The sequence below is a fragment of the Bacillus sp. B1-b2 genome (genome assembly GCF_009183415.1).
In the GTDB taxonomy this organism is placed as follows: domain Bacteria; phylum Bacillota; class Bacilli; order Bacillales; family Cytobacillaceae; genus Niallia.
The window spans coordinates 1-19,462 of record NZ_WEHU01000012.1 but is presented as its reverse complement, the minus strand read 5'-3'; the positions used below and the strand labels follow the sequence as shown (position 1 = coordinate 19,462).

Annotated in this window: 19 protein-coding genes and 1 pseudogene; 9 read left to right on the top strand and 11 right to left on the bottom strand. The window is 34.1% G+C overall.

The genetic code is table 11. From position 1 onward, the window contains the following. Nucleotides 1-184 precede the first annotated feature (184 nt). Nucleotides 185-697: pseudogene (locus tag F9279_RS13110) on the bottom strand (family 1 glycosylhydrolase); the annotation flags it as partial. Further along, nucleotides 691-783: a family 1 glycosylhydrolase gene (locus F9279_RS26255; RefSeq protein WP_413463211.1), complete on the bottom strand. Its 93-nt coding sequence runs from the start codon at nt 781-783 to the stop codon at nt 691-693. The pseudogene F9279_RS13110 and the gene F9279_RS26255, both read right to left, overlap by 7 nt. A gap of 65 nt (nt 784-848) precedes the next feature. Between F9279_RS26255 and F9279_RS13100 the strand changes: the two genes are divergently transcribed. Both F9279_RS13100 and F9279_RS13095 read left to right on the top strand, forming a co-directional pair. Next, on the top strand, nt 849-1,559 hold the full coding sequence (locus F9279_RS13100; RefSeq protein ID WP_152113706.1) for a GntR family transcriptional regulator: 711 nt from the start codon (nt 849-851) through the stop codon (nt 1,557-1,559). A 188-nt stretch (nt 1,560-1,747) separates the two neighbouring features. Next, entirely contained in the window at nt 1,748-2,212 is a 465-nt protein-coding gene (locus tag F9279_RS13095; RefSeq protein WP_152113704.1) for a YndM family protein, read from the top strand. A 245-nt stretch (nt 2,213-2,457) separates the two neighbouring features. Here F9279_RS13095 and F9279_RS13090 read toward each other — a convergent pair whose 3' ends face one another. The 6 genes from F9279_RS13090 to F9279_RS13065 all read right to left on the bottom strand — a co-directional run bounded on the left by F9279_RS13090 (nt 2,458) and on the right by F9279_RS13065 (nt 7,367). Next, nucleotides 2,458-3,108, bottom strand: a complete 651-nt coding sequence (locus F9279_RS13090) for a GntR family transcriptional regulator (RefSeq protein WP_152113702.1) — start codon at nt 3,106-3,108, stop codon at nt 2,458-2,460. Nucleotides 3,109-3,251: 143 nt separating this feature from the next. Continuing rightward, nucleotides 3,252-3,998, bottom strand: coding sequence for a tyrosine-protein phosphatase (locus F9279_RS13085; protein WP_152113700.1), 747 nt, complete (start codon nt 3,996-3,998; stop codon nt 3,252-3,254). 13 nt (nt 3,999-4,011) lie between these two features. Continuing rightward, the gene (locus F9279_RS13080) at nt 4,012-4,809 is read right to left on the bottom strand and encodes a PhnE/PtxC family ABC transporter permease (RefSeq protein ID WP_152113698.1); all 798 of its coding nucleotides are present in this window, start codon (nt 4,807-4,809) and stop codon (nt 4,012-4,014) included. A 21-nt stretch (nt 4,810-4,830) separates the two neighbouring features. Then, nucleotides 4,831-5,625 carry a phosphonate ABC transporter, permease protein PhnE gene (gene phnE, locus F9279_RS13075; protein ID WP_152113920.1) on the bottom strand — a complete coding sequence of 265 codons (795 nt, stop codon included), beginning with the start codon at nt 5,623-5,625 and terminating at the stop codon, nt 4,831-4,833. After that, a complete protein-coding gene (gene phnC / locus F9279_RS13070; protein WP_152113696.1) occupies nt 5,618-6,451 on the bottom strand; it encodes a phosphonate ABC transporter ATP-binding protein in 834 nt (277 codons plus the stop codon). The genes phnE and phnC overlap by 8 nt, the downstream gene beginning before the upstream one ends. A 4-nt stretch (nt 6,452-6,455) precedes the next feature. Beyond that, entirely contained in the window at nt 6,456-7,367 is a 912-nt protein-coding gene (locus F9279_RS13065) for a phosphate/phosphite/phosphonate ABC transporter substrate-binding protein (RefSeq protein ID WP_193224563.1), read from the bottom strand. Nucleotides 7,368-7,935: 568 nt separating this feature from the next. Here F9279_RS13065 and F9279_RS13060 point away from each other — a divergent pair. From F9279_RS13060 to F9279_RS13030, 7 genes are all read left to right on the top strand, one after another. Beyond that, nucleotides 7,936-8,256, top strand: a complete 321-nt coding sequence (locus tag F9279_RS13060) for a DUF2294 domain-containing protein (protein WP_152113692.1) — start codon at nt 7,936-7,938, stop codon at nt 8,254-8,256. Between the two features lie 232 nt (nt 8,257-8,488). After that, nucleotides 8,489-9,541 (top strand): ABC transporter substrate-binding protein, encoded by a 1,053-nt coding sequence (locus F9279_RS13055; protein WP_193224562.1) that lies wholly within the window; start codon nt 8,489-8,491, stop codon nt 9,539-9,541. A gap of 17 nt (nt 9,542-9,558) precedes the next feature. After that, on the top strand, nt 9,559-10,506 hold the full coding sequence (locus F9279_RS13050; protein WP_152113690.1) for a nucleoside hydrolase: 948 nt from the start codon (nt 9,559-9,561) through the stop codon (nt 10,504-10,506). 4 nt (nt 10,507-10,510) lie between these two features. Beyond that, nucleotides 10,511-11,332, top strand: a complete 822-nt coding sequence (locus F9279_RS13045; protein WP_152113688.1) for an ABC transporter permease — start codon at nt 10,511-10,513, stop codon at nt 11,330-11,332. Between the two features lie 6 nt (nt 11,333-11,338). Next, entirely contained in the window at nt 11,339-12,127 is a 789-nt protein-coding gene (locus F9279_RS13040; RefSeq protein ID WP_152113686.1) for an ABC transporter permease, read from the top strand. Between the two features lie 12 nt (nt 12,128-12,139). After that, nucleotides 12,140-13,195, top strand: coding sequence for an ABC transporter ATP-binding protein (locus tag F9279_RS13035; RefSeq protein ID WP_152113684.1), 1,056 nt, complete (start codon nt 12,140-12,142; stop codon nt 13,193-13,195). 322 nt (nt 13,196-13,517) lie between these two features. After that, entirely contained in the window at nt 13,518-15,224 is a 1,707-nt protein-coding gene (locus tag F9279_RS13030; RefSeq protein ID WP_152113682.1) for an adenine deaminase C-terminal domain-containing protein, read from the top strand. Between the two features lie 194 nt (nt 15,225-15,418). On the opposite strand, the gene F9279_RS13025 is transcribed toward F9279_RS13030, so the two are convergent. Genes F9279_RS13025 through F9279_RS13015 form a run of 3 tightly spaced genes read right to left on the bottom strand, consistent with a single transcriptional unit; the run spans nt 15,419 to nt 18,518 of the window. After that, nucleotides 15,419-17,116: a DUF6044 family protein gene (locus F9279_RS13025; RefSeq protein ID WP_226793488.1), complete on the bottom strand. Its 1,698-nt coding sequence runs from the start codon at nt 17,114-17,116 to the stop codon at nt 15,419-15,421. Then, entirely contained in the window at nt 17,113-17,538 is a 426-nt protein-coding gene (locus F9279_RS13020) for a GtrA family protein (RefSeq protein WP_152113680.1), read from the bottom strand. Before F9279_RS13020 ends, F9279_RS13025 begins: the two co-directional genes overlap by 4 nt. Continuing rightward, a complete protein-coding gene (locus tag F9279_RS13015) occupies nt 17,535-18,518 on the bottom strand; it encodes a glycosyltransferase family 2 protein (RefSeq protein WP_152113678.1) in 984 nt (327 codons plus the stop codon). Before F9279_RS13015 ends, F9279_RS13020 begins: the two co-directional genes overlap by 4 nt. Nucleotides 18,519-19,462: the final 944 nt, after the last annotated feature.

The window sequence follows — 19,462 nt, the reverse complement described above, 5'->3', positions numbered from 1 at the left end:
CAGACTAATGCCATATAAATTATTCGAATTCTTATGGACCTATTCTTTTTTCAACAAATTGAAACCGACAAAGAACTTGTACTTTGTTGGTTTTCATATTTCGAAGTGAAATAAGTGTAAAAGCATATAATTCTGAAATAACCATTAAACATACTACAGCAAAACTCTTTCCACTTCATATCAATCAAAGAGATTCTTCAATCACCTTTTTATACCAATCGAAAGAATCCTTTTTCATTCTTTTCATCGATCCATTCCCTTCGTTATCACAATCAACGTAAATCATTCCATAACGTTTTTTCATTTCTCCAGTTGTGAAGGAAACAATATCAATAATTCCCCAAGGTGTATATCCTAGTAAGTCTACACCATCATAATTCACCGCTTTTTCTAGTGCATCTATATGTGCATCTAGATATTGAATTCTTTCTGGATCATGGATAGAACCATCTTCTTCTACTTTATCTATCGCTCCAAAACCATTTTCTACAATGAAAAGTGGAAGTTGATAGCAATCATAGAAACGATTCAATGTATATCGAAGACCAGTTGGATCAATTGACCATCCCCAGTCACTTGATTTAATATACGGATTTTCAACAGAGTTCATTAAACCACCGTTTACGATATCTCCAGATTGACCGTTTATCACATCACTCTTCACAGTAGTAGACATATAGTAACTAAATCCTAAATGCCATATTTCAATAGTTCATCAAACACGTCATCATAAAATTTTAGCCCATCCTCATTCGGCTCAAGCTCGTCTCCTTTAGGAAAAATTCTACTCCAGCCAATAGAAGTTCTTATAATTCAATCTAACTAGAATGAATAAATGGGGTATAACCATGTTAAATTACCAACAAATCGCACATGACATAGAAGTATATATAGAAGAAAACAACCTAAAGCAAGGAAGTAAGCTACCAGTTATCGAAACATTGATGGCACAGTATAGTGTAAGCAAAAGTACCATTACAAAAACATTGGATTTATTAGAAAGAAAAGGCATTGTTTTTCAAGTACGAGGAAGTGGAATTTTTGTAAGGAGGCAAAATAGAAAAGGCTATATAAGCCTTCTCTCTAATCAAGGCTTTAAAAAATATTTGGAGGATTTCTCCATTACATCAAAAGTATTGGAGTTAGATATTAGAAAACCTACATTAGAGGTAGCTTCTAACTTACAAGTTGATATCGAGGAAGATATCTATTATGTAAAACGAATTCGGTATATCGATCAAAAAACTCTATGTCTAGAGGAATCTCATTTTAATAAATCCATTATTACGTATTTAAATAAAGAGATTGTCACAGAATCGATTTTTCATTACATTACAGAAGCATTAGGATTAAAGGTTGGATTTTCTGATTTATATTTTCATATAGACCAATTAAGCAAAGAGGAAGCTGATTACTTAGGCTTAGAAGAGAACTTACCTAAATTAGTAGCAGAAAGTATCTTTCACCTTACAAACGGCCACCCTTTTAACTATTCCATTGTGACGTATAACTATCAACAATCGCAATTTTTCGTGCAAGCTAATAGTCAGTTTTTGTAAGAAGGAAAATGGAAATTTTAAAAAAGCAACTTCAAACAAGGGATATACATTGCCCTTGTTTTTTTATTTTTCTAAATAAATTTGCAAAGCTTATTTCTTTTCTCTTTTCAAGTAATTTAAATATAAATTGAAAAGTTCCACGCATAGTTTTTCATCTATTATAAAAAAATATGCTTAGGAGGTTGGATATGAACTTAAAAGCATTTTTAATAAAAATGACCATTTCAGTAGTTGCCTACACCATTGGCTTAGATTTATTTTTTGACGCAAGCTTGGCAGAAATTCTATCCTTTAGTTTGGCTTTAACCATTATGTCTTTCCTTATTGTAGACAAAATGATCCTTCCTACTTTAGGCAGTACCAAATCATTAATAATTGATTTCTTTCTGGCTTATGGGATTGTTTGGTTATTTGGAAATATTGTCTTAAATAATTATCTACAAATTGCTTGGGGAAGTATTATTTCTGCAATCATAGTGACTATTGGAGAAGTTTATGTTCACTACATGCTACGCCATACTGCTGCTGAGGAAGAACTTATTATTCCACAATCCACTATTAACAAGCTTGCTTATGGAATGGAAATCTCAGAAGAAAACGAACCAATGAACAGAGATGATTATAAATATTCTAATAAGAATGAAAATGAATAAGGTATTTAAACTAAAAGATAGGACATAACCCTATATTTACATCCAGAAATATATCCATTTATTAAAAAGCAGAAGGTTGACTTCAAAAAATTATTCTCTAAATAACTTTTTTGAAGTCAACCCTCATTTCATTAGATATACCTATCTTTATATACAAATAATCTGATATTTTATCATCTCAATCCATTTCCGATTACCAAAAGGAAGCTTTTTAGGGTATCCATGTTTAATTACAAATTAGTATATTAGAGCGAAAGACCAGACATAAAAATTCTCTCTCTTGTACTTATGAAAGAATCTCGACAAATTTGCTTCACCCTAGCATAATCCTGCTCACATAAAGCTGAATATATAAATTGATTGATTTGGTTAGCAGAGTAGTGTTTTTGTTGTGGGGTCAGTCGCCAATTGACCATTGCCATTCGAACAAATTTATCTTTTAAGGAATCCATAAAGTCTAACATAATTTTGTTATTTACAGTGGAAATCATACAACGGGTAAACAAAATGTGGTTCTGAATATAGTTATAATATTCGTCATTCTCTTCTGCTTGTAATTGTTGGTCTAAGTAACATTTCAATTCTTCTAAATTAAAGCTAAATCCTCTTGTAACAACTTCTTCAACAGTAAACTCAGTTAAAAATAGAATGACTTGACTAATTTCTAACGCTTCTTTGAGAGAAATTTCTTTCACTATAATCCCTCGATTTTTCATAGAGGTTAAAAATCCCTCTGACTCTAATCGTGAAATAGCTCCTCTGATAGGCGTTCTACTCATATTAAATTCTTTTGCTAGTATGTTTTCCGACAAAATTTCCCCTGGTAAATAATGAGCATGAATTAATTTTTCATGGATTTTTGTATATGCAATTTCAACCAATGATTGTTGTGCCATTCTTCCAAAGTCCTTTCATACTAAAGTACCATCTCTCTATCATCCTATAATAATCCATTTAAGTATATTTATGAAATAAATTGTTAAGAATAGGAATAAAAAAAGAAGTGTAGGAACACTTCTTTTTTCTATCCAAGTACTTCTTATAGTATAACAGTTTCCTCTTGATGTAATAATCGTTCCTTCACTTTGTCTATAACATCTTGATCCACGTTTTTGGATAGTAAATATTGGTCAAAACTTTGATAGTTTTGAATAATATAATCATAAGCAAGTATGATATTATCTCGAGTAGAATATAAAAATTCCTTTGGAACGTTCTCATACACGGTCTCTAGATTATGCATGGATTCTAAATTAGAATAAGTGACCTCATAGTTTGAAACTATATCTTTCTTTTCTACTCCTACTAGTCCTAACAATAGCATAGCTAATAATCCCGTTCTATCTTTACCAGCTTGACAATGAAAGATAATGCCACCTTCTTCCGCATGGCCAATCACATCAAAAATTTTCTTTAACATATCATTTTGTTCTAGCAAGTCAACATAAAATTTTCCAATAGACATTTCTAAGGCTGTTGAGAAGGTAATATCCGAAACCTGTGTCGTAATAAGTGGAATATTATGATAGTCACAAAAATTTTCTTCAGCAAGTGGATTTTTATGAGTTGCCAGTTCATCTATTCCTCTTAAATCAATAATGGTTTTTACTCCATAATCCTCTAAGAACTTGATGTCGTCTTTAGTGAGCTTACTCATATCACTAGACCTTAAAAAAGTATGCCATTTCGTTTGTTGTCCAACTTGCGTACTATATCCACCTAGCTCACGACAGTTCTCAATTCCTTTTAGTGGTAATCGAACCCAATTTAATTTTGCATTCTTCATTTTTTTGTACCTCCTAATTTGTTTTTCCAAATTTTATTGTGTTCTTGATCTTAGTCATCACGAGTTCAATTACAATCATGAGTAAACAAATCATGATAACAATCGTAGTTGTTTGTCCATAATTGTATGTATTAATGGCTTGGTTTAAAAGTAGACCAATCCCTCCAACACCGATGATACCTAATCCAATGGACTCTGAAACATTCATTTCAAAACATACGGTAATCCATGCTGTAAAAGCGGTAATACAAAGCGGAATCAGTCCGTGACAAATGATTTGGAACCAAGAGGCACCTGTTGATCTCATAGCTTCGATTATCTCTGTTCCTGTCTCTTCAATGCTCCCAGTAAAAGTTTTAGTCAGGTAACCAACTGCAGAAATTAAAATCGTAACAAAACCTGATACATTGCCAAATCCAAGGCTTGCAATGACCATCAATCCCCAAACCAATGCAGGAACGGATCGTATAATGGCGAAAAATCCTTTTATAAAAATGGCGACATATGGATTAGGTGCAATATTAGAAGCTGCTAAAAAGCTTAGTAAGATAGCTAATATGATAGCCACAAACAAGGTTAATAAAGCTAATGATAAACTAGTTACTAAATTCAATAATGCATCTGGAACGATGGAGAGATCAATGGCCATCATTCTCCCAATTACTTCAGGAACATTTTCTAAACGTTCATAAAACTTTTGGAAATCTAAGTCAATAACCTTCACTGAAACTAGGAATAATACTCCCAATAGGAATACAAGAAGAATAGTTTTACTAACACTTCCTTTTGCGGTAACACGAATTTGTTCCATTACTAGCCTCCTTCCCTTTGATTAGACAATTCTTTTACGAATGGAGTTGGTTACAAACTCCGTTAACAAAATAATGCTTACAACAACCGCTATGATTGTAAGTGCCTCATCATATTTAAATAAATTAATATTAGTAGTAATTAAAACACCAATACCACCAGCACCTACCAGACCAAGTACAGCGGAAGCTCGAACGTTAATTTCGAAAGCAAACAATGTCCAATTGATCCATGCTGGAATAAACTGAGGAATGATACCATGGAATAAGATTTGAAGATAACTAGAACCATTTGCTCGTAATGCTTCTAGTTTATCTTTAGATATCTCATCAATGGATTCTGCATAACTCTTACTTAGAAAACCAATTGTTACAAGAATTAAAGCAAGAACCCCCACAATTCCTCCTATTCCAAATATATAGACTAATAAGGCTCCCCAAATAATAAATGGTATATTTCGTAATATGGAAATAAAACTACGTGTAATTATTCTTAAACTCTTAAATTTATTGGTATTTTCAGAGATTAGAATGCCAAAAATAAAAGCTATAAACGTAGAAAAATAGGTTGAAATAACGGCATATCCTAATGTGTCCAATACTGCTGGGATATATTGTTTTATATTTTCTAAGCTTGGTGGAAAGAACTTTTGAAAGAAAAACATAATAAAATTAGGCAAGCCCCAAAGCAACTCTACAAAAGAAATTTCTAGGTAAAAGACAGAGAAAATCAATACAGCGAGAATCACTGCTATAACAGCATATATTTTCTTTGAATTCCTTTGATGAATGGGTATAGTAAGTGGTGTATTATTCATCATTTTGTCCCACAGCTACTAATATCTTCTCGTTCTTATCTATCATCGGTTCAGTTTCACTTTGTAGCTTCATCTGAGATTCTTTTCCTTTGTAAATCTTCTGAATGATGTCATCTGTTAACCTAGATGGTGCCCCATCAAAGACAACTTCACCTTTTTTAATTCCAATAATTCTAGTTGCAAACTTTTTAGCATAATCTACTTGATGTAAATTAACTATACAGGTTAATTTCTTATCCTGAGAAATACTATGAAGCTGCTGCATGACAATATTGGCAGAGATTGGATCTAGTGATGCAATCGGCTCATCTGCAAGCAGTAATTTCGGTCTTTGTAAGATGGCACGACAAATTCCAACTCTTTGCATCTGGCCACCAGAAAGCTCATCTGCACGTTTATAAATCTGATCTTCTAGTCCTACCTTCTTTAGCAGTTCAACAGCCTCTTTCTTGTCCGCATAATCATATAAGCCAAATAAACTCTTATATAAAGGGGTATTGCTTAGTTGACCATGCAACACATTTTTGATGACATTGGTTCTACCGATTAAATTATAGTGTTGAAATATCATTCCAATCTTTGATCTTACTTTCCGTAAGTTTCGTCCGTTTAAATTCTCAAGGTGTTGGCCATCGAATACAATTTCTCCTTTTGATGGGTCAACAAGTCGATTTAAACATCGAATAAAAGTAGATTTACCCGCACCAGATGGTCCAATTACTACGATAAATTCTCCAGGATAAATATCTAATGAAATTTCATTTAAAGCTAGCGTATTTTCACCATAAACTTTTACTAAGTTTTTAATAGATAATAGTGTTTTCATCGGCTCATTCCTCTAATGCATTTATTTCTTCTAGCATGGTAAGAGTAGAATCATAATAATCTTGTTCAGTTGCTACAAATCTAGCATTTGGATCACCATGAACTGCTTCAAAATATTTCTCATCTTCAAACGATACAAATGCTTCTCTTAAAGCTGTAATAAAATCCTCTGGTAAATCTTTTCTAACGATATACGATGCATCTGGAATATCGTCTGTTCGACCAATAATTTTAAAATCGTCTTCTGAAATCGTACCTGCATCAATCATCATATCCAGCGCACCCCCTGTTACTGCAGCTGCATCATAATCTCCCATTTTTACACCCATAAGGCTATTTGGATGAGACTGTGAAAAAGTTACATTTTCAAAGAAGTAACCAGATTGCTCCACTAAAGCTGGATCTAGATTAAACTCTTTAACTAGTGTTCCCTTTGGATATAGATAACCTGATGAGGAAGCTGCATCAACAAATGCAAAGTTTTTCCCTTTTAAATCCTCTAAATCATTAATTTGATCATTATCTTTTTTTGCAATAAATGCTGTATAATAGCTAGTTCCCTCTACTTGAGGAGTGACTAACAATTCAGCACCAGCCAATTGATTTGCTTGATAATAGCTCATCGGACTACCAAGCATGACATCTAAATTACCACTTGCTAAAGCTTCAATTCCAACCGCATAGCTTCCGCCCTCATATTCCTTTACTTCAATACCTAATTCCTCTGATAGATATTCACTGAGATTTTTATGCATAGAGGCTACTTTAGGATTGTTTTCATTTGGCATTTGAACCAAAGTCAATTCTTCTGGCCATCCCTCATTTTTAGTAGTGGCTGAACTTTCATTATTTCCACATGCTGCCAAAGTAGATAATAGCCCTATTGATAATAAGAATGTTGATAATTTTTTCTTCATTTTGTACATCTCCTTCATCGAATTTTTCTGTATTCATTTTAAAAATGACATCATGACTTTATGAAAAACTATTATTCCCAATCCAAAATCCACTTCCTAAGTAACTAACTATTAACTCTATGTAACATTTGCAATCAGAGCTCATCCACCTCACTGGTATTCAAGTTGTATACAACTAAAATATACAAAGAAATTGTTAAGATAATTTCCACTTTAAGTAAAGATTAAATGAATAAATCGTAAAGAGATGCTAATTAATAATCTCTAATAAGATACAAGAAGCACTTAAATGAAGTAAGAAAATCTGACAAAAGACTAGTAAATATTTAATCAGTATATTATGTTTACTACATGCATTTATTAGCTTTTTCGGGGTTTCCGAGGTAATCTCGAGAACATGCCCCTATTACTATAAAGTTCGTGTTTTATTCTACTAATCTCTACAAAATCCATTACTACCGATTTTTTTCGACAAAATTCCGCACATTCTATTGAAAATAACCAAGATAATATGTATAATAACCAATATCAATAGTTTGGCAGGTGATTTTTCATCGATACTAATGAAATGAAGAGATTTCTTTCCCAAATCTATAATAAAATCTCTAAAGAACTGTTTGGTGCTGGTACTACCTTATTAAAGGTGACGATTGACCAAAATGTAATTACACTTCAAGCTAAACATCCTCGTGCATCTCGGTCTGCTGCTCTTGAAGGGGAGATACCGAGCTTAAAAAAAGAGGTAGACTTTCATTTATCCTTACTTTTTAAGAAAAAGCTTAAAGAACAACTAGAAGCAAATACAAAATGGAATATTGAAGCGATTCTTAGAGATTACGATTCGTTCACACAGCTTGCTTTTACAAATATTGTTTTGCAAAAAAATTAAACTTTGGATTTCTTCTTGGATTTATCTAAGCAAGAACGCCGATATATACAAAAGATAAGTTTAATCTTTGTTTACAAAGAAAAGACAATCTTAAGTAGAAGAATGATTCTATTTAAGATTGTCTTTTTTTGCTAGGTTGCTTTTCCATAAATGTGCATACAACCTTTTCATATCATCAGGCCAGCAAGGAAAATGTTACACCAATTTAATGAAACCAATCGGAGGGAAAAACATGAAAATCAAAAAACTATTTAGTGCAGTAGCAGCATCATCTCTATTATTATTAGCAGCTTGTGGATCAGACGATACTACAAGCAGTGAAGGAAAAAAAGAAAAGCTAGTTATCTCCACTTGGGGATTCAATGAAGATTTTTTCAGAAGTGAAATCTATGCTCCATTTGAAAAAGAAAATAATGTAGAGATCGTTTTAGATACAGGTAATAATGCAGACCGCCTAAATAAGGTTCGTCAAGGAAACTCAGATGTGGATGTTATTTTCCTATCCGATTATTATGCGCAACAAGGAATTGCAGATGAACTATTTGATACTATAGATCGCAGTAACATACCTAATCTAGAAAATATTTATGAGTCTGCAAAAGCTCCACTTGGTGAAGAATATGGTCCTGCCTACACAATTGCTCAATTTGGAATTGCTTATAATCCAGATGAAGTAGACAGCCCAATCACGTCTTGGAAAGACTTATGGAGAGATGATTTAGCTGGAAAAATTACTATTCCAAGCATTACTTCTACTACTGGTCCAATGATGGTAGATATAGCATCAAAGGTTAATGGAGAATCAACATTTAATGAAGATACTGCTTTTGAAGAATTAAAAACATTAATTCCAAGCGTTGTAAAAGAATATGGTCAAACATCTGAATTTGTAAATATGTTCGCACAAGGAGAAATTGCTGCTGGTCCTATTATGGAAATGTATTTTGCAGACTTACAAGACGCAGTTCCTAATGCAGAGTTCATCTCTCCAGAAGAAGGCGGCTATGCTGTAATGAATACGATGAATATTGTAAAAGGCTCAGACCAAAAAGACCTATCGGAGAAATTCATTAACTATATCTTAGGAAAAGAAGCACAAGAAAAATCTGCTAAGAACAAAGTAGATTCGCCTGTAAACACAGAAGTAGAACTATCCTCTGAAGAAGCAGAAGGGTTAACTTATGGCGAAGATGTTATTTCTAGTTTAAATACGGTTGATATGAAATTTGTAAATGATAGCTTAAAGGGTTGGATTGATCGCTGGAACCGCGAGCTTGTTCAATAATGGAAAAGAGGGTCATCATGAAAGAAAAGCTAATATTGGATGTAGATACTGGCATTGATGATGCTATTGGCATTCTACTTGCCGTTAAAAGCAAGAAATTCGATATCTTAGGAATTACTACTGTAAATGGTAATGTATCATTAGATCAAGCTACCATCAACACTTGCAAAATACTAGATCTATTAAATTCTAATTCTATACCTGTCGTAAAAGGGGCTTCTACTCCCCTTCTTCGTGAACCTTTCTTTGAGCATCGAATTCACGGAGAAGATGGTTTAGGCGGTGCCTTAAAAGATACAGATGTCACTCACCCTGTCAGTGATGGCTTTGCACCTGACTTTCTAATCAATTCCATCTTAAGTTTCCCAGGAGAAGTTACTTTAGTGTTTACAGGTCCCTTAACCAATTTAGCTCTTGCTATTAAAAAATGTCCTCAGATAACCAAACATGTAAAAGAGGTTATTTTCATGGGCGGTGTAGTAAAAGGGGGTGGCAATGTCACGCCAACCTCTGAATTTAATAGCTATGTAGATCCAGAGGCTGTCAAGATAGTGCTGCATGCAGGCTTCCAGTCTCTTACACAAGTTGGGTTAGATGTGACAAGACAAGCGCTATTAACAAAAGACCATATTAAGTTACTAAGCGATAAAAAAATCGCCGATTATATTGATCAAAGCACTAGTGATTATCAACAGAAATATAACGCCAGATATGGAGTCCATGCTTGTGCCATGCATGACCCACTTGCAGTTGCTATTGCGCTAAATAAAGAACTGGTGCAAACAGAATGGCATTATGTAGATATAGAAACGAGGAGTGAACTATGTGATGGGCAGCTTGTGTGTGACTTCCAAAACCGTTTAAACAAACAAGCAAATTTACTGGTTTCCTTAGAAGTAGATAATGAAGCCTTCTTTAAAATGTTTATTGATATTTTAAATGGCCATTTTGAGGAAAGGGAGTGAGAACTTGAAGAAAAGATATTTATATTTACTATTGCTTCCAGGAGTTTTATTTTTAACCGTATTTTTAATCATTCCGATATTATCCATGATCGGAACAACCTTTCATAATGAAGGAAGCTTCAGTCTAGAAGGTTATATAACCTTCTTCAAAGATGATTACTTTATTGACATTCTTTTCACTACATTACGCGTAAGTTTACTCACCACGCTCATCTGTATACTGATTGGATTTCCAGTTTCTTATTATATTGCAAAGCTTCCAAGCAGAAGAAAAGCCGTACTTTTACTATTTACGATTTTCCCTCTATTAACAAGCCCAGTTGTTCGCTCTTTTAGCTGGATGATTATCTTAGGAAAAAATGGTGTATTAAATAAAGCTTTATTGAGTATTGGGCTTATACAAGAACCACTTAATATTTTATATACTCCTAATGCCATCATTATTGGTTTAATTCATTTATTTCTTCCTTTAATTATTGTCACATTAGTGGGTGTAATGGAGAATATCGATGGTGATTTACTACGCGCAGCAGAAAGTCTTGGCGCATCTAAACTTGCAGCTTTTATGAAAATCATTGTGCCATTATGCGTTCCTGGACTTGTAATCGGCAGTATCTTAGTGTTTGTGGGTAGCTTTACGGCATATACCACCCCTGCACTTTTAGGAGGAAAACAGCGCGTTATTTCCACCTTTCTTTATCAAAATGCGATTACATTAAATGATTGGAAGCTTGCTTCTATTGTAGCTACTATCATGATTGTAGTGACCTTTATCATTATTTCCATTATGAACGGCGTTGCAAGAAAATTAAATCCAAAGGGGTAAATGTGTATGCAGGAGAAACATAGAGGATTGGCCCTGTTTACTATCCTCGTCTTTATTTTTTTACTAGGGCCACTTGTCATAATATCCATTACTTCTTTCGAGAGCGGAAGCATTTTGAAGTTCCCTCCAGAAGAATACTCTTTTCGTTGGTATGAAAATATCTTCAAAGTGGAAATGTTCTTAACTACATTTAAGACTTCTATTTTGGTTTCATTACTTGGAAACATTTTAGCATTATTACTTGGGGTACCCGCAGCCTATGCGCTTAGCCGCTTTAACTTTGCAGGCAAAGGAATTATAAATGCTATATTTGTTTCTCCTATCCTTATCCCTGGGATTGTACTAGGTTTTTCGTTCTTACGCTATATTGTCGTAACATACAATCTACCTATCTATTTATCCCTTTTTATCGGACATACCGTTATCATGCTTCCATTTATTATTCGTGTGATTTCTTCTAGTTTATCAAACTTTGATTTTTCTATCGAAGAAGCGGCACTTAGTCTTGGGGCAACACGGATAGGGACGTTCTTTAGCATTGTTTTACCAAACATAAAATCAGGCATTATCGCCGCTGTGATGATCGCCTTTTTAGAGTCTTTTAATAACGTGGATATTTCTGTTTATTTGACAGGGCCTGGAGTGAGCACCTTCCCAATTCAAATGCTGTTATATGTAGAAAATTATTTTGATCCTACCGTTGCAGCAATTTCTGTCATGTTAATGTTGATTACAGCCATCTTTATGTTCGCAGTAGAAAGATTAATGGGCTTGTCTTATTTCACGAAAAGATAATGGAGGATAAATATGGCTTTATTTACTTTAGAAAATGTATCAGTAGCATATGAAAAGAAAAATATATTAAAAGATTTTAATTTAAGCATAGAAAAAGGACAACTTGTTTCCTTACTTGGTCCAAGTGGATGTGGAAAAACAACTACACTTCGATTAATTGCTGGTTTCTTAGAAGCTAGTGAAGGAAAATTTATGTTTGAGGATAAGGATTATACAAAAGTCCCTGTAAACAAAAGGAACTTTGGGTTTGTATTTCAAAACTATGCACTGTTTCCTCATCTATCTATATTTGACAATATTGCATTTGGTTTAAAATTACGCAAGGTTGGAAAAAAAGAAGTCGAAAAACGTGTACATCAAATGTTAGAGATTGTGAATCTAAAAGGATTTGAGACTAGATTCCCTGGGGAATTGTCAGGTGGACAAAGACAGCGTGTAGCAATCGCAAGAGCATTAGTCATTGAACCAGATATCCTATTATTTGACGAACCTTTAAGTAACCTAGATGCAAACTTAAGAGTAAACATGCGTGTAGAAATCCGTAGAATTCAACAGGAGCTAGGAATAACAACCGTCTATGTATCTCATGATCAAGAAGAGTGTTTTTCCATATCTGATCAAGTAGCCATTATGAATCAAGGCGTGATTGAACAATTGAGTGATCCTGCAACCATTTATAAATATCCAGAAACAAAATTTGTCGCTGATTTTATTGGTTTTAAGAACTTTATCTCTTTTGATAGCCGTAGAACAAATGGTGACAAAATAGAATTAGAAAAAGCAGGCTCAATCTTCACTGTCAATAGCCATGCTCATATGGATAACCCGAGTAAGTTAGTTGGTGCCATTCGTCCAGATGATTTTATTTTAGAAGCTAATACAAATATCATCGCAAATAGTATTCAAGGAAAAATTAAAATCACTACATTCCTAGGAAGAAGCTATCAATATGTGGTAGAAACTGCTCTTGGTGAATTTACAATCAACAAAGAAATGGTGCAGCCATTCCAGAACGGACAAAGTGTAACAGTGACTATTCCTGAGGATAAATTGGTTCTTGTGGAGTAGTTAGTGGGATGAGTGATATTTTGGGGATGTTAGTATGGGGGGAATGGCTTTAGGGGGCTTTGATTGGCCTTCTCTCTTCTCTTTTCATTTGAAAATCTGGGGATGGGCTCTGAGCTGGATTCTCTCTTCCCTTTTTACTTAAAAACGGGTAGGCGGGCTCTGAGCAGGACTCTCTCCCCAACTACACACAAAACATCTTTAAAAAGAACAGCTAAGACTATCAAATTACAATCACCACTCTTATTAAAACTATTCTACAATGTATTTTTCCCATATAGGTTTTCACTTTCCCCACATTAAGGGGATGAAGGAGGTTTTACTTGTGCAAGTAGACACACTCGTTTTAAATGGGATGGTGTTTAATAGCTATTTCAAAGAATTTCGAAATGAAAACATAGCAATAAAAGATGGTAAATTCTTTTATGTTGGACAAAAGGGTCTGGATTTTTTCCAAGCAGATGAGGTTGTAAGTGCTGATGAAAAATATATTATCCCTGGCTTAATCGATATCCATTTGCATATTGAGAGTACGATGGTAACTCCTGCAACCTTCTCTCATGGTTTAATAAAAAACGGAGTTACCACCATTGTTCCTGAACCACATGAAATGGCAAATGTATTTGGTATTTCAGGCGTAAAAGAAATGATTAAAGCAAGTAAAAACCAAGCTGTTGATATGTTCTATGGTATTCCAAGCTCTGTTCCTGCAACAACAATGGAAACAACAGGTGGTGCCATTGAAATAGAAGATATCGAAGAATTAATGCAAACAGAGTCCATTAAGTGCTTAGGAGAAATCATGAATTATTATGATGTGCTCACTAAGCCATCTAGCAAAACAAATCAAATTCTCTCCTATATTCGTGAGCACTATCCTCAATTAATTATTGAAGGACATGTTCCAAAATTACTGGATACGGAATTACAAGGGCTTGCTTATGCTGGAGTTGGATCTGATCATACACATCAAACAGTTGAGGGCATGAAGGAACGAATAGCTATTGGCATGTTCCTAGAAATCCAAGAAAAATCAATGACATCAGAAGTAATGAACTATTTAATCGAAAATCCTGTAAAAGAGCATTTTTGCTTTGTTACAGATGATGTCATGGCTGATTACTTAGAACAAAATGGACATTTAAATGTTTTATTGAAAAAAGCAATCTCCATGGGAATGTCTAAGGAGGATGCTATTTACGCATGTACCTATACCCCTGCAATGCATATGAGAATGTACGATCGAGGAGTCATTGCTCCTAGTAAAATAGCAGATTTTCTACTAGTTGATAATCTAGCTGAATTTACTCTGAATGCTGTATATAAAAATGGTAAAAAAGTGTTTGACAGCCAGTTACCATATGTGCAAAATGCAACACTTAAACAATTCCCTGCTTCATTCTATGAAAGTGTCAAACTTTCTCCACTGCAGGAAGATGATTTTGATATAAAGCTGGAGAGCAATCAAGATTCTGTTACAGTCCGCACAATAGAGGTTCAAAACGGTTCTACTTTTACTAAAGAGAAGCAAGCTACATTGCCTGCGATAGATGGTAAACTAGCATGGAGTGAGAGCCCATATAGTCTTATTAAAACCTTTGAACGATATGGAAAGAATGACAATAGAGCCCACGGGTTAATTGGTGGAGATATATTAAAAAGAGGTGCGGTTGCTACAACCTATTCTCATGATAATCATAATCTATTAGTAGTTGGCAAAGATAAGAAGGATATGCAACTAGCTGCTAATGAGGTAATTAAAAACCAAGGTGGAATTTGTTGTGTTCATAACGGGGAAATACTATCAATGGTACCACTTCCTGTTGGAGGAATTCTTTCAGAAGAGCCACTAGAAGTGATTTCCTCCCAAGTAGAAAAGTTAACTATTTCCTTAAAATCACTTGGTTATGAGCATTATAATGTGATCATGTCTTTAAGCACCTTGTCCCTGCCTGTTAGTCCAGCTTTAAAGATTACAGATTTTGGGTTAATTGCAGTGAATGAAGGGAAAGTTGTTTCTTTTGAATTGTAAGCAAGGGAAAGTTCTTACGCATCTATTAAGAAATGCGTGAGGACTTTCTTTTTGTTCACTCTTCCTTCTCTTTCACCATAACTTCTCCTAAAATGGTCGAATATTCTACACATATAAAAGGGAAGAACTAACTGCTTTTTAGCTAGCTGTTCCCTTTTCATTTTCAAGAAAAATTTTCCTATCGTATCTCTTTCTCACCTCACCTCATACAAATACACATGCCAATAACTTTCCTCCGATTCAAACTCCTTTAAAAATCTTAAACCTGTTTGCTCAGAATTATTAACAGGTAGTGCAGAGAGAACATATTGTCCGCCCATTGCCTTAAGCTGGTCTACATTAAGCGTAAGATTATTTATTTCTTTTTCCGAGTTCTTAGAATACTGATAGTTTTTCCCCAGTTCATCCACAAAAATATAGCTTCTTCCACCCCAATCATCAAAATATGCCTTCAAAGCATTATTTTTGTTTAGTTCTGGTTCAATAATTTTTCTAAATTGATTCTTATATGTTAGTGGATAGATATTGCTATAAGAATCTAGTGTATATAGCCCATTATATTGAGCAACATTTGGGTGCATACCAATGCTAACTACTCTATATTGATCAAGGGGTTGATTAATATACCTTTTTATTTGGTCAAATTGCTTCGTTGCAAAGTATGCTTTATAGGTTGGTTGATTTTGATATTGAACTTGTTCATTGTATGGAACTAATACAGCAAGCTGAGCAACAAGTAATAGATAAACCAATCTTTTTCCATATCTTCTATTATCCCAAATCATTTTTAATGAGAGTGCAAATAAAGAATAAATAATCATTGGGCGAAGATAATGAAATCTACCAAAATTAAAACTTGTAAGAATACCTACTTTTTCCTTTAACGGCTGCCATCCTTCATAGAACCAGAAGGCATACCAAGTAGATAGGAAAAGATTTAAGATATGTAACAATACAAATAATTTATGCTCTTTCCAGGTTTTCTTTATGATGACTACGACTAAACAAATAAGAGAGATTGGTAGAATGATAAATTGGTGAATCGTTCGGTCCTGATTATGACTAACAACATAATTTTTACCAATCAAGCGTATGGTTTCTAAAAAGTTATTCTTTGATTGAAAAAAAACATCTCGATTTGTTAATGCATCAGAAGCTGGCATTATCATGGAAATCACTAACCGATAATCAATAAGTAAATACACACCTGTCATATAGGCAATTGCTAGGAAAAAGAACCAATTCCACTTTCGCTTCACTATTACATCATACAGCCATAAAAGCCCTATTCCTGCTAGGAGAAAGAAAAAACCAATGACAAAAGTTGAAAAGAATGGTAATAGTGTAAGTACTATAAAGTCCTTCCAGCTTCGTTCCCCTTGACGGATATTTAGCATGCTCCATAAAGCTAGTGGCATACCAAGAATACTAAGCATTCCAGAAGGCCAATAAGGAGTTATACTAAAGGTTAAAGCAACACCAATGGTAATCAAAAAGTGTTGATGATGCTTTTCTTTTAAAACATACTTCTTTAATAATAAATACAATCCTAGAAATGCAATAAACCTTGTAATAGCTTGACTGAAGCCGTAGGCAATCATAGGATCAAAAAGTTGAAATAAAAACACCATCGCATAGTATTCAGAATAATAGGTATCTCTATTAAATTCTCCATTCATTATTTGCTCTACTGGTGTATTAATAGGAGCAAACGCAAGGTCATTATCTTTTATGACTTGATACCAGCCTAAATTGGAATCTAAATTATCATGTACACGCATATGTGCATTTTCATTTAATAGGAAATAAGGCGATACCCATAGCAAAATAATGATCAAAGAAATCACGATATATGTTTGTTCTTGTTTTACATGCATTTTTATTTTGTTCATTTTAGAGCCCTAGTATTTTCCTCTCTACTTGGGAACACATAGTATTTTTGTCCAAAGTAATTTAATAACGTATAAAATCCACTACCCAACAATACGGCAATTTCATCCATATAGTCTTGTAAGCTGTTCATTTCCCCTATGAAAAATCCTACTATTTCTAAGCCCACTTTATAAGCAATTAAATAAGATAGTAATACGACAAAAAGAAAGCGGACAGCACTTGCTGCTATTCTGGAATCACTTTTAAAGGTGAAGCGTTTATTCAAAAAATAGCTAATGCAAGCACCTATTGCATTTCCTAAGAAAGTTGCCACCCAGTATGGCAACTGAACTATATTTAAAAAGAGATAGATACAAGATAATCCTATCATGGTATTAAGAATGCCCACTAGCAAAAAGGTGAAAAAGGACTTGTCCATCATTTATTATTCACCATAGACTTTTTTTTCATATGCTTTGATACGTTACTTTCTACTATATATCGAGGTCGACTTTTTACTTCTTCATAAATCTTTCCTATGTATTCTCCAATAAGCCCAATACTAATTAGTAAAAGACCTCCGATTAACCATAGTGAGATCATAATAGAAGCCCAACCCGATTCTGTTTGACCAGTGAATTTTTGGATTAAAGTGTATACACCTGCCACAACACTAATAAGGGAGAAACAAAATCCAATTAATGTAATAAACCTGATAGGCTTTACACTGAAGGAAGTAATGCCATCTAATGCAAATGCTAACATTTTCCGAATAGGATATTTCGACTCACCAGCTGTTCTGGCAGTTCTTTCATAGTAAACTTTAGTAGATTTAAAGCCTAATAAAGGAACAATTCCTCTTAAAAAAAGATTAGCTTCTTTAAAACGAAGCATTTCTTCAATAGCTCTTTTACTTAATAACCGATAATCAGCATGATTATAAACAACAGAGAGACCTAGTTTTCCCATTAGTCGGTAGAATACTTGAGCTGTATTTCTCTTGAAAAATGTATCACTTTCACGCTTACTTCTAACTCCATAAACCACTTCGTTTCCTTTTAAATATTGAATAACAAACTCTCTAATAACGCCTATATCATCTTGAAGATCTGCATCAATACTTATGACACAATCGGAAAATTTCGCCGCTTCCTCTAATCCTGCTAACAATGCTCTTTGGTGCCCAAAATTTCGAGAAAGCTTAATACCACTAACAAGTGAATCGAAATAGGTTGCACCCTCAATCTTATCCCAAGTGGAATCCATACTCCCATCATCAACAAAAAGCAGCTGACTATCACCACTTATTAATTGTTGTTGAATTAAATCAGCTAATACATTTCTGAGCTTCTTATAGCTTTCGTCAAATATCTCTTCTTCATTGAAGCATGGAACTACAATTGTTAATAGGGTTTTGCCCATTGGCTGACCACTTCCTATTCTTCATTCTATTATTTTTTATATATACCCAGAAAGTGTATTTCTATGACGAGTTATCTACAATAAAAGTATCAAAAATTAAGAATAAAAATGTATAATTAACCATTATTTTACAATAAATTAATTATTTTTAGAAATAAGATTTATAGCTTGTAAGCTCTAACAGAATATTTTTTAGCTTGTTCTTGTTATATTAATTTTATGTATAAATTGAAAAGGTAGTGAAAATATGATTGTTCTTTTTAATTGTGAATGACCTTTTTTCTTCCTACCCACCATTTCGGGCTTTCATTCCTCTTATGAACGACCTTTTTCTTTCCTACCCGCCATTTTGGGCTTTCATTCCTCTTATGAACTACCTTTTTCTTTCCTACCCGCTATTTCGGGCTTTCTTTCCTCTCATGAATGACCTTTTTCCTTCCTACCCGCCATTTCGGGCTTTCATTCCTCTCATGAATGACCTTTTTCCTTCCTACCCGCCATTTCGGGCTTTCATTCCTCTCATGAATGACCTTTTTCCTTCCTATCCGCCATTTCGGGCTTTCATTCCTCTCATGAATGACCTTTTTCCTTCCTACCCACCATTTCGGGCTTTCATTCCTCTTATGGACGACCTTTTTCTTTCCTACCCGCCATTTCGGGCTTTCATTTCTCTTATGAACGACCTTTTTCTTTCCTATCCACCATTTCAGGCTATCATTTCTCTTATGAACGACCTTTTTCTTTCCTATCCACCATTTCAGGCTATCATTTCTCTTATGAACGACCTTTTTCTTTCCTATCCACCATTTCAGGCTATCATTTGGTCTTCTGTCAAGAAAGTAGACACAAAAAAATGAGATATTTTTCTTCTCCAGCTACTACCGCACTTCGTTTGGTGGGGTGTTAGAAAGAATCACTCAAAAATCATGACTGATCCTTTCTAA